Source organism: Chryseobacterium sp. S90, from assembly GCF_047444895.1.
Taxonomy (GTDB): domain Bacteria; phylum Bacteroidota; class Bacteroidia; order Flavobacteriales; family Weeksellaceae; genus Chryseobacterium.
In genome coordinates this window covers 702234-714356 of the sequence record NZ_JBLGCX010000001.1, presented here as the reverse complement: position 1 = coordinate 714356, position 12123 = coordinate 702234, and the positions used below count along the sequence as shown (strand labels likewise).

Below are 12123 nucleotides of genomic sequence, written 5' to 3'. Positions count from 1 at the left end.
TGTTATTATTTGGATAGCATGAAGAAATGGAGATCCACAATCATCCGTGAAAATTCGTATAATTTGCGGGAAAAATAAAGATGTAGAAAAATTAAAGATTCTTTTTCAAATGTTCCAACGCCTGAATAATTAGTTCATCCTTTTTAGCAAAACTGAACCTTATATAATCTGAATTCTGTCTTGAATTGTAAAAAGCCGAAAGCGGAAGACAGGATACTTTTTTCTCAATCGTAAGCCATTTTGAAAATTCTACATCCGTCATTGTTGACGAAATATTCCTGAAATTAACCACCTGAAAAACACTTCCTTCTGCCTGTTGCTCTATCTGCAGAGGAGTTTCCTGAATCAACTGATTAAAAATATCCCTTTTATTCTGCATTATCTCTTTATTGATAGCCGGGTCAAATACATCCAGATACTTTGCGATAGCATATTGTGCCGGGGCACTGGCACTGTAAGAGATATACTGCTGATGGCACTGAAATCTTGCCGTTAAAGCTTCAGAAGCAAGCATGTAGCTCACTTTCCATCCGGAAGTATGAAACATTTTGCCAAAAGAAAAAATACAGAACGTCTTTTCCCTTAGCCCCGGATGAATAAAAGAACTGTAATGCTCAGCTTCATCATAGCAGTACGTATCATATATTTCCTCAGAAATCAAATAAATGTTGCGGTCCTTAATCAGTTCATACAATTGATTCCAGTCTTCTTTTTTCCATACTTTTCCGGTTGGATTTTGGGGAGAATTGACAATGACAGCTTTGGTTTTTTCAGTAATACAGTTTTTAAACAAATCCCAGTTGATGGTAAAATCACCGTCAAGATCATAATAAACAGGAATTCCTCCATTCATTACAACAGCAGGTCCATAGGTGTAATATGACGGCTGAATAATAATCACTTCATCATATTGATTTAAAATGGATTTGAGGGAAGTATATAAAGCAAAGGTTGCACACGGAACAATGGTTATTTCCTTAGTGGTCACAGGTATTTTGTTAGTCCGTTTTGCATTGAAGCGGATGATACTTTCAATCAGGAGAGGATTGCCGGAAAGAGGTTCATAATGATAAGTCTCTTTTTCGGCGGCTTCTTTTAAAAATATTTTAAGTCGTTCATCAATATCAAAATCGGGAAGGCCCAGAGAAAGATCAAAGCTTCCGTGCCTGTTTGCCAGCTCGGACATTTCTGTAAAAAAGGAATAATGAGTAAATCCGTAAATTTTGTCCACCTATTTTTGTATTGTAATCAAATATAATAAAAAATTAATACCGAAATTGACTTTACATTGAATTATTGTTAATTTTAAAATGGATAACATACGATTTTGTGATTTTGATCCCTCATGTTGGGTTTCAATAAAATTTGTTATTTTTAAGAAATTTATTCTTTATGAAAAAAATACTTATTCCGTTATTGGCCATGGCTGTAGTGACCAGTTGTGGAACGGCAAAAATAGCTGATGGAAATTCTTCACATCCTGTTTCTACAAAACATAACAAGGCATTTAATAATGCATACAAGGTAATTAATGCTGAAGATTTAAAGAAAAATCTGTATGTTATTGCAGCAGATGATATGGAAGGGCGTGATACAGGAAGTAAAGGACAGAAGAAAGCGGGAGAGTATATGATTAATTACTATAAAAATCTTGGTATTTCCGGACCGAAAGCACTAGGCTCATACTATCAGAAAGTTCCGTCTGAGTTTATGAAAAAAAGAGGTGGAGGTAATCTCCCTGATTCTGAAAATATTCTGGCTTTTATTGAAGGAAGTGAAAAACCAGACGAGATTGTTGTAGTTTCAGCACATTATGACCACGTAGGAACAAAAAATGGAGTGGTGTACAACGGAGCTGATGATGACGGAAGCGGAACTGTTGCCGTAATGGAAATTGCAAAAGCATTCCAGCAGGCTAAAAAAGCAGGAAAAGGACCCAAAAGATCAATCCTGTTTCTGCATGTTACAGGAGAAGAACACGGATTGTTTGGTTCAGAATATTATTCCGAAAACCCTGTCTTTCCATTGGCCAATACTCTTGTTGATCTTAATATTGATATGATAGGACGTGATGATCCTGCCAACAGAGGAAAGCAATATGTGTATGTTATTGGTTCTGAAATGTTAAGTTCTCAGCTTAAAGTAATCAATGAAGCAGCCAATAAGAGAACCAATAATCTGGAACTTAATTACAAGTATGATGATTTGAATGATCCTGAACAATTATATTACCGTTCAGATCACTATAATTTTGCCAAACATAATATTCCTGTAGCCTTCTTCTTTGATGGTATTCATGAAGATTATCATAAACCAGGCGATGATCCTGAAAAGATTGATTATCAACTATTGGAGAAAAGAACCCAGCTTATCTTTACTACAGCTTGGGATATTGCCAATAGAGAAGAAAGAATTGTGGTTGACAGAAAATAATCAGATATCATCCTTGTCAAGGTTTTAAACCTTGACAAGGATTAAGAGTAAAAAGATTTAGCATTTATCAACAAATCACCATGAATATAGTAATTCGAGAAGCAAGACCGGAAGATATTCCACAGATACAGGTTGTAAGAAATTCGGTGAAAGAAAATACACTATCAGATCCGGGATTGGTTACAGATAAAGACTGTGAGGAATTTCTTTTTCATAGAGGAAAAGGATGGGTAGGGGAGACAGAAGGACAGATTGTTGGTTTTTCCATTGCAGATCTCAAAGAAAACAATATCTGGGCTTTGTTTATACATCCTGATTTTGAAAACCGGGGAATCGGCAGAAAACTTCATGACATCATGCTCGACTGGTATTTTGAACAAAAGAAAGACGATCTATGGCTTGGTACTTCACCCGGAACAAGGGCTGAGACTTTCTACAGAAAATCTGGTTGGAAGGAAACAGGAACCCATGGAAAAGGAGAGATAAAGTTTGAAATGACCTATGAATACTGGAAAAATAAAATAGTATGACACCGAAACTAAAATCCATCAGGCCTTTTATAGGAGCACAGAATTTTGAGATCAGCAGAAACTTTTATAAAGATCTCGGATTTGAAGAAGTTGTTCTTGAGCCCAAACTATCGCTGTTTATACGTGAGGAAATAGGCTTTTACCTTCAGGATTATTATGCAAAAGATTGGGTTGATAATACCATGATCTTCATGGAAGTGGCCAATACAGATGAATTCTGGGAAGAGCTTTTATCTTTAAAGCTTACAGATACCTATGAAAAGGTGAGACTTACCCCTGTAAGAACTATGGTCTGGGGGAAAGAGTGTTTTGTGCATGATCCTTCGGGGATTTTGTGGCATTTCGGTGAGTTTTTTAAGGAATAAAATATGATTTACGCATTTGACACCTATTATTATGAGGATTATGCCAATACCGTGTGTATTGCATTTGAGGACTGGACATCTGAAAAAGAAGTGGAAGTTTTTATAGAACAAACATCTGTAACTTCAGAATATGAAAGCGGAGCATTTTACAAAAGAGAATTACCCTGCATTTTAAGTTTGCTGACAAAAATAGTATTAAAACCGGAAGACATTATCATTGTTGACGGATATGTTACTTTGGATAACAGTGGGAAAATTGGACTGGGTGGCCATCTTTACGAAGAATTAAAAGAGAAGTATCCTATTATTGGGATCGCAAAAAATGAATTTACAACTCCCGATTCCGAAAGGAGAAGCGTATTCCGTGGAGAAAGTAAAACACCGCTTTTTGTTACAGCCAAAGGAATGAATGTAGATGAAGTTCAGTTGAAAGTTGAACAAATGCATGGCATTTACAGAATGCCCACACTGCTTAAAAAACTGGATCAGCTAAGTAGAACATAAAAATTAAAGTCTTACTGTTATAAGTAAGATTTTTTTTTAAACATTTAATATACCAATCGGTATATTTTAATTATCTTTGTAGTATTCTCTTGTGGAATATGGGGGAATTTTTTTTAACCAAAAATATACCGATTGGTATTAAAAAATAATATCTTATGAAAGAAGTATTTATATTAGCTGCAAAACGAACTCCGGTAGGTGGCTTTATGGGAAACCTATCCGGATTTACCGCTCCTCAGTTGGGAGCAGTAGCAATTAAAAATGCCTGTGAAAACATCGGATTGGCTCCGGAATATATAGATAGTGTGTACATGGGAAATGTACTCAGTGCCGGGTTGGGACAATCTCCCGCAAGGCAGGCCGCTATTTTTGGAGGAATTCCTGTAGATAAAGATGCCACAACGATTAATAAAGTCTGTGCTTCGGGAATGAAGTCTGCAATGATCGGTGCTCAGCAGATTCAGCTTGGTCTGGAACATATTGTCATGACCGGCGGTATGGAAAGTATGAGCAATGTTCCCCATTACGTTAAGCTTCGCCAGGGAACAAAACTGGGAGACTCTCATCTTACTGATGGCGTGATCAAAGATGGGTTGTGGGATGTGTATAATGATTTCCATATGGGAAGTGCAGCTGAACTGGGTGTAAAAAAATATGGATTAACGCGTCAGCAGCTTGATGAATATGCTTTATTTTCTTATCACCGGGCTCAGGAAGCGGCAAAAAACAGCAAATTCAGTGATGAGTTGATCCAAATATCGATTGAAGGAAAGAAAGGTGCTATAATCGTAGATAAAGACGAAGATATTGACAAACTTATTCCTGAGAAAATTTCTCTTTTAAAACCCGCATTTGAAGCAGACGGTACATTGACAGCTGCAAACTCAAGTAATCTGAATGATGGAGCTGCAGCAATCCTATTAGGATCTTCAGAAGCTGTTCAGCAGCATAATTTGAAACCCTTAGCAAGAATCATAGCCTATGCAGATGCGGCTCAGTCTCCCGAATGGTTTACCACTTCTCCGTCTGTTGCCATTCAAAAGTTATTGAAACAGACAGGTCTCAGTTTATCCGATATTGATTATTTCGAGATTAATGAAGCCTATTCCTCTGTTATCTTATCCAATCAGCAGATTTTGGGTTACGACCTGAATAAAGTAAATGTATATGGTGGAGCGGTTGCTTTGGGACATCCGATTGGTGCTTCAGGAGCAAGAATTATCACAACATTAGTCAGTGTACTTCGCCAGGAAAAAGGAAGATTGGGGATAGCTGCCATCTGTAACGGAGGGGGAGGAGCGTCTGCTGTTCTCATTGAAAATATAAGTTAGAACAGATAAAATTCCTTAGATCTCATTCTTTTATAAAGAAAAGCCCTTTCTTAAAACAAAATTTGAGAAAGGGCTTTTTTATTTATAACAGATTGGTTATCTATAAGTAAAATGAATTATTTAATAAATACTGATAGTTCATAAAAGCCTTATTTTTATTAAACTGACAAATATCATTACATTGTTATTTTTATTCATTCTAAATAAATATAAATTTGTCCCAGGAAATTTAAACAAAAAATGAAAAAAATAACTACTCTTTCTGGTATTGTACTTTGCTCACTGGCGAACGCCCAATTGCAATATTGCATACCTGCGTTTCAGTATGGAGCCGACAGCAATATGATCAGTAACGTTACCTTCGGGAACATCAACAATTCATCGCCTGTTCAGTCTGGAAATGTACAAATTTATGAGAATTTTACATCAATGTCTACAGATTTGCAGCCCGGAAGTAATTATAATATATCTGTAACGGGTCCTTCCAGTACTTTTCCAAGTGATGTAGTTGTTTTTATAGACTTTAACCAGAATGGTAGTTTTGATGATGCCGGAGAAAGCTTCTACATTGGAAGACTTGAAGCAGCAAATCCCGCCAATGCATTTACGATCAATAATATAATAGTGGTTCCTGCTACTGCAGCGAATGGAAGTACAAGAATGCGTGTTCTCAAAAATACAAATGTCCAGGCTTATTCAGATCCTAATGCTCCCAATTCTATCAGTTCAGCTTGTGATTCTGGTTTAAGAGCAGGGCAGACTGAAGATTATACCGTCAATATTGTAGGGAATACAGTGAATTTTCCGGCTCCTTACTGTGGTGCTGAAAATGTAACCAGTCTTACAGTAAGCGAAATAAGCAAGGTAGAATTTGCCGGAACCGTAAGAAGCAGTGCTATTGATGGTAACTCAGACGTTCTTGAAAATTTTACAGGGACTGTATTTACTGTTAATCGTGGAAATACCTATCCTATAACGGTAACAGGAGGTACACACGGACAGAACACCGTATCAGCGTATGTTTATATTGATTTTAACCATAATAATCAGTTTGATGCGGATGAGAAGTTTAACCTGGGATATCTGGATAATTCCAATCCGGTTACTACTACAGAATCAGGAATTACATCCGGTAGTATTACCATTCCGGCAGGAGCACAGCTTGGAGAAACCCGTTTCAGATTGGTAAAAGCATATGAATCAAATTCATGGATGGGAACTTTGGAGAATCTTCCTTGTCCTTCAGGATGGTTTATCGGGCAGGCAGAAGATTATACGATTAATATTCAGCCGGAAAGTCTTTCAACAATGGAGGTTTCCAAAGATGCTTCAGCCAGTGTTAAAATATATCCGAACCCGACAGCAGATTTGGTAACAATCAGGATGAAAGAAAGGCTGGAGAAATATGAAATTTATAATATGTCAGGGCAGAAGATGCTGGAAGGCAGTTCGATGACAGTTTCTATGAACAATTTTGTTCCGGGAACGTATCTTATTAAAATCCTGACAAAAAATCAAAAAATAGTCACAGAAAAAATTATCAAAAAATAGACACATCATATCTAAATCATATCCATATCAATTTTTGTTTTTAATCGACAGGTCCTTTACCTGTCGGTTTTTTTTATTGGTGTAATTGGTTTATTTTCAGTTTTTTTAGATATTATGATCCGGATTCCAGTAAATCCATAAGATCCTGCTTAAATAGTCCCTGAAATTTTGTTCCGTCAGTGGTAAGCAGATTCTGGGCCAGCTGCTTTTTCTTTTTTTGTAGCGTAAGAATTTTTTCTTCCACAGTATTAGAACAGATCATCCGGACGGCAATTACATTTTTAGTTTGTCCAATGCGGTAGCTTCGGTCAATGGCCTGGTTTTCGGCAGCAGGATTCCACCATGGATCTACCAGATAAATATAATCCGCCTGCGTTAGGTTGAGACCAACGCCGCCAGCCTTTAAGCTGATCAAAAAGACCCGGATGTCATCATTTTTCTGAAAGTTATTTACCTTTTCTCCTCTGTCTTTAGTCTGCCCTGTAAGATATTCAAACTGAATATTGTGGCGTTCCAGTTCAGTCTTTATCAGATCAAGCATTCCGACAAACTGTGAGAAGACCAGAATTTTATGATCTTGTGATTTCCCAAGGATCTGTTCCATCAAAATCTCAATTTTAACAGCATTTGCACCGGAATATCCCTCTTTCATCAACACAGGAGAGTTACAGATTTGTCTGAGTCTTGTAAGACCCGTAAGAACGTGCATGCTGTTCTTATTCAGATCATCATCATCATTAGCTGCAATAAACTCACGAAGCTCTTTTTCATAGGCGTCATAGATTTTGCGTTGTTCTGCATTCATTTCACAGTAGATGACCGTTTCTGTTTTCTCAGGCAGCTCTTTTGCAACCTGTTTCTTGGTTCTTCTGAGAATAAAGGGCTTTATCTTTTGCTGAAGTTCCAACGCCCGTTTACTGTATTCAAATTTATCAATAGGAATGGCATAAATATCTTTAAAATACTGCTTGCTTCCCAAAAGCCCCGGACAAGCGAAAGAAAGCTGGCTGTAAAGGTCAAAAGTACTGTTTTCAACAGGAGTACCAGTCAATACAATCCTGTTTCTCGATTGAAGCAGCCGTGCCGCTTTATATCTTTCTGAATTTGGGTTTTTAATAATCTGTGATTCATCCAGAAACACGTAATTGAAATTAAAATTTTTCAGAAAACGGATATCCGAAAGCATCATTCCGTAAGTGGTAAGAACTACTTCATAGTCTTGCATATGAGCAGTTGTTTTGGGTCTGTCTGCACCATAATGAAGCAGGACTTTTATAGAAGGTGCAAATCTGCTGAGCTCTTCCTGCCAGTTGAAAAGCAGGGAAGTAGGAACTACAATAAGATTCGTGGTGTGCCCTCGTTTTTCCCTCTGTGACAGAATAAAAGCAATGATCTGAATAGTTTTTCCAAGTCCCATATCATCAGCAAGACACCCTCCGAAATTGAATCCATCAAGAAAATTAAGCCAGTTCAGTCCGTCATGCTGATAATCCCTGAGTTCAGCATTCAGTGCTGCCGGAATATTGACTTTGGGAATATTTTTTACTTTTGAGAACTTGGTGGAATAAGTGGTGAGTTCTTCCTGAACTTCTTGGCTCAGGACTTCTTTTTCAAATAAAGAGCTGACTTCCGTGAAGTTGATTTTCGGAATCTTTAAAAGTTCTTCGTCAATTTCTCCTGCATGAAAGTATGCGGCTATCTTTTCCATCCATTCTTCAGGGAGAATTCCCATACTGCCATCATCCAGCTGAACGAATTTACTTTTATTGCGAATTGAGCGGTGAAGCTGTTTTAAAGAGGCTTCTTTAGGGCCAAAACCTACTTTTAATTTAGCATTAAACCAATCTAGTCCACTAGTGATCTGAATATTGATTTTAGCCCGATGGGAATTTAATTTGTTATTTTTTAATTCATTAAAGCCCAGTATGGTTATTCCTTCATTTCTCCAGGTTTCAAAAGCTTCAAGAAACCAGTTGTTATCCAGGAACTTATCCCTGTGAAGATAAAAATACTGATAGCCGTCCATCTGCTCTTCAAAATCGGGGTGCTGCTGCATGACCAGTGAAGTAAAGCGGGCCTCTGCAGGTTCGTTTCTTTCTATTTTAAATGGATTTCCATTTTGGTCCGTATCAAAAAGCTGCTTCCTGGAATACACCGGAACTTCTACATCTCCGTATTTCATAACGGGAGTAATACCAATATAATTTTCCTGCTGACGGAGATAAATTACTCTTTCCGTGTGATAATTCTTATCTTCAAGCTGTACTTTCGTTGCGGCTTGTATGTAATTGTAATTTATATGAATACGTTCTTCCATGATAGAGAGAATCTCTTTCATGAATGCCTCATATTTTGAGGAATGAATCAGTAAAATTTCATTATTAGCCTTAAAAAACCTGATGATTTTGAGCATGTCGGGATGATCTACAAAGCTGAAAATGTTTCGGTTATATACAAAATATTCATTTCTGAGAACAATATTTTTGAAAGGAACAGAAATATCATTAAATAACAATTCTCCTGTTATTTCGTAAAACGGATCTTTCTTAAATACAGACAATTGAACCTCAGCATCTAAAGTATTTAATTCAACCTGAGAAAGTGACTTTGCTGACACTGTTTCTGCAATTTCCCGGTCGTGATAATAGACATCCAATCCCAAAGGATTTTGTACAATAAGTTTTAAAGCTTCCAGTTCTGAAGGGTTGTAATCTTCATTATAATTATTCTGAAAAGAGGTAATGGCTGTATAAAATTTAATTTCTGCCGGTTTCTCAGCTTTCCAGATCAGCTGCATGGAATCTACAGGAGTCACCGGATTTTTGAGCTTGCCTGTCTGCGTTATTTCCGCTTCCATCAGGGAGAAGGTCATATGGTTATAATAGCGGTGCTTACCGATAACCAATATCTGTTTTTTTCCTGTTCCCAGTACTGTAAGTTCATCCAGTTTTGAGGTAAACTGCGGAAGAAGATCTCTCTGAAATAGTACATCCTCTACAGGAAGCATTTCTTTAATCTTAGGATGGATTTCAATTTTGCCATCTCTGTATTCCAGCTGAAAATATTGGTCCAGATCCGGTTCATTTTCAAGGCCGTAGGATTTTGCTTTATGGAGAAAAGCTTTTTTACGGAGAATATCATCAAAAAACAGACGGTAATTTTTATCCTCTATGATACAATGGATGATTTCTGCCTGATGAGAACAAAGCAGGTCTTTCTGGCTATCACATGTGCAAGAGCAGAGTAGTGAACTGCCGACCTTGCTGATGCTGACCATTGGGAAATCGTATAATGAAGATTGCTTTGTAAATATTCCTGTATTGTTTTCAATAGCAGCAGGGTAGATTTCGCGGAAATCTCTGATTCCGATGAATGCACTGTCTGAGGTATGTTTCAGCAGGTCATATACCGAAAGTGTACTGATATTAACGTTGTCAAGAATATATTCTGCCATAAAAATTGATGAAGGCAAACTTACAAAAAACAAATGTATTTGAGAATCCATTTTGGCTACAGCTTACCCCATTTTGGCAACTCCCGGGTTTGTTGTAATACTGAACTTTGTCTTGTAATTTTAAACAAAGAAAAATGAAAACAATTTTTATAACAGGTGCTTCTACAGGATTAGGAAAAGCAACTGCCCAATTATTTCAAAACAACGGATGGAGAGTAATCGCTACAATGAGAAACCCCGAAGCAGCAACTGATCTTGCGGCTCTGGAGAATGTGATTGTACTTCCACTGGATGTTACCAATCCGGAGCAGATAAAGTCAACCGCTAAACACGTTATTGAGCTGGGAGATATTGATGTGGTTTATAACAATGCAGGGTATGGGCTTATAGGCCCTTTGGAAGCTCTTTCGGATGAGCAGATCGTAAAACAGCTTGACACGAATTTATTAGGCGTTCTACGCGTTACCCAGGCATTTATTCCTTACTTCAGAGAACAGAAAAAAGGAATGTTCATTTCTACAACGTCTATAGGTGGACTGGTTGCATTCCCGTTAGGCTCTACTTATCATGCTACCAAGTGGGCACTTGAAGGATGGAGTGAAAGTTTAGCTTTTGAGCTTAATACCTTTGGAATAGATGTTAAAACTGTTTCTCCCGGAGGAATCAAAACAGATTTTGTAAGCCGTTCTCTGGACTCAGCATCCAGTCCGGCGTATGAAGACATGACGAATTCTCTGTTTTCTAAAATGGAAGGAATGATGGAAGCTGCTTCTACTCCTGAGCAGATTGCAGCAGTGGTGTACGAGGCTGCTACAGATGGCAAAAAACAGCTGAGATATGTAGCAGGAGAAGATGCTAAAGCAATCTATGCACAGCGCCTTGAATTAGGTGATGAAGCATTCAGAGAACAGTTTGGCAAACAGTTTATTTAATCAGCTTTTTTGGAAGGCAGTATAAAGTAAATCACATTTATACTGTCTTTTCAATCAAATAATTTATAATTTTATATCATGGAAAAGAAAGATAACATTCCTCTGAAAATCTCATCCATATCAGAACTGCACGACATGCTGCAGCTCCCAAAACCGCTTCATCCGTTGGTAAGCCTTGTGGATAATACGAAAATGAGCATTAAAAAGGATATGCTGAAAAGAAGTTTTATCCTGAATTTTTATAAAATTTCGTATAAATATTCTACCACCGGGAAAATGGGCTATGGGCAGGGATATTATGATTTCAATGAAGGAGGAATGATGTTCACTGCACCCGGACAGGTACTTTCCACTGATGAGAATGCAGAATATTGCGGTTATACGTTACTGGTACACCCGGATTTTATCAGAAGCTATCCTTTAGCAAAGAATATCAAAAACTTCGGTTTCTTTTCTTACGATACGAATGAGGCACTGCATCTGTCTGATCAGGAAAAAACAACGATAACAGGACTGCTGAATACTATTGAAAATGAATTGAATACAACGATTGATGAAGTAAGCCAGGATGTTATCATTTCTTATATGGATGTTCTTCTCAATTACAGTAACCGTTTCTATAAAAGACAGTTTATCACGAGAAAAGCTGTAAACAGTGATCTGTTGACGAAGATGGATGTTGTGCTTGAAAATTATTTTAATCAGCAGGAAACCTTGAATAAAGGACTTCCTACAGTAGAATTTCTGGCTTCCACTCTTAATTTGTCACCACATTACCTGAGTGATATGCTTCGTAACCTTACCGGACTGAATGCCCAGCAGCATATTCATGAAAAACTGATTGAAAAGGCGAAAGAATATCTTACTACCACAGGTTTTTCTGTATCTGAAGTAGCCTATGCGCTAGGATTTGAGCATCCGCAGTCATTCAATAAGCTGTTTAAAAAGAAAACAGATAAAACGCCTCTGAGCTACAGACAATCTTTCAATTAGATATAAAACACCCGGTTCAAAGACCGGGTG

10 protein-coding genes are annotated in these 12123 nt (G+C 37.4%); 8 read left to right on the top strand and 2 right to left on the bottom strand.

From position 1 onward, the window contains the following. Window positions 1–91: 91 nt before the first annotated feature. The gene (locus ACLMCG_RS03305) at window positions 92–1231 is read right to left on the bottom strand and encodes an aminotransferase class I/II-fold pyridoxal phosphate-dependent enzyme (RefSeq protein WP_413958791.1); all 1140 of its coding nucleotides are present in this window, start codon (window positions 1229–1231) and stop codon (window positions 92–94) included. Between the two features lie 161 nt (window positions 1232–1392). Here ACLMCG_RS03305 and ACLMCG_RS03300 point away from each other — a divergent pair, with 161 nt between their 5' ends. From ACLMCG_RS03300 to ACLMCG_RS03275, 6 genes are all read left to right on the top strand, one after another. Further along, on the top strand, window positions 1393–2433 hold the full coding sequence (locus ACLMCG_RS03300) for a M28 family metallopeptidase (protein ID WP_413958790.1): 1041 nt from the start codon (window positions 1393–1395) through the stop codon (window positions 2431–2433). An 80-nt stretch (window positions 2434–2513) separates the two neighbouring features. After that, window positions 2514–2963, top strand: coding sequence for a GNAT family N-acetyltransferase (locus ACLMCG_RS03295; RefSeq protein ID WP_413958789.1), 450 nt, complete (start codon window positions 2514–2516; stop codon window positions 2961–2963). Continuing rightward, the gene (locus tag ACLMCG_RS03290; protein ID WP_413958788.1) at window positions 2960–3328 is read left to right on the top strand and encodes a glyoxalase; all 369 of its coding nucleotides are present in this window, start codon (window positions 2960–2962) and stop codon (window positions 3326–3328) included. The genes ACLMCG_RS03295 and ACLMCG_RS03290 overlap by 4 nt, the downstream gene beginning before the upstream one ends. Window positions 3329–3331: 3 nt before the next feature. Further along, entirely contained in the window at window positions 3332–3832 is a 501-nt protein-coding gene (locus tag ACLMCG_RS03285) for an endonuclease V (protein WP_413958787.1), read from the top strand. Between the two features lie 155 nt (window positions 3833–3987). Then, entirely contained in the window at window positions 3988–5163 is a 1176-nt protein-coding gene (locus tag ACLMCG_RS03280; protein WP_413958786.1) for an acetyl-CoA C-acyltransferase, read from the top strand. Window positions 5164–5403: 240 nt separating this feature from the next. After that, window positions 5404–6714, top strand: coding sequence for a T9SS type A sorting domain-containing protein (locus ACLMCG_RS03275; protein WP_413958785.1), 1311 nt, complete (start codon window positions 5404–5406; stop codon window positions 6712–6714). Between the two features lie 112 nt (window positions 6715–6826). On the opposite strand, the gene ACLMCG_RS03270 is transcribed toward ACLMCG_RS03275, so the two are convergent. Beyond that, window positions 6827–10168 carry a DEAD/DEAH box helicase gene (locus ACLMCG_RS03270; protein WP_413958784.1) on the bottom strand — a complete coding sequence of 1114 codons (3342 nt, stop codon included), beginning with the start codon at window positions 10166–10168 and terminating at the stop codon, window positions 6827–6829. A gap of 134 nt (window positions 10169–10302) precedes the next feature. Between ACLMCG_RS03270 and ACLMCG_RS03265 the strand changes: the two genes are divergently transcribed. Next, entirely contained in the window at window positions 10303–11100 is a 798-nt protein-coding gene (locus tag ACLMCG_RS03265; protein WP_413958783.1) for an SDR family oxidoreductase, read from the top strand. Window positions 11101–11178: 78 nt separating this feature from the next. Beyond that, window positions 11179–12093: a helix-turn-helix domain-containing protein gene (locus ACLMCG_RS03260; RefSeq protein ID WP_413958782.1), complete on the top strand. Its 915-nt coding sequence runs from the start codon at window positions 11179–11181 to the stop codon at window positions 12091–12093. Window positions 12094–12123 lie beyond the last annotated feature (30 nt).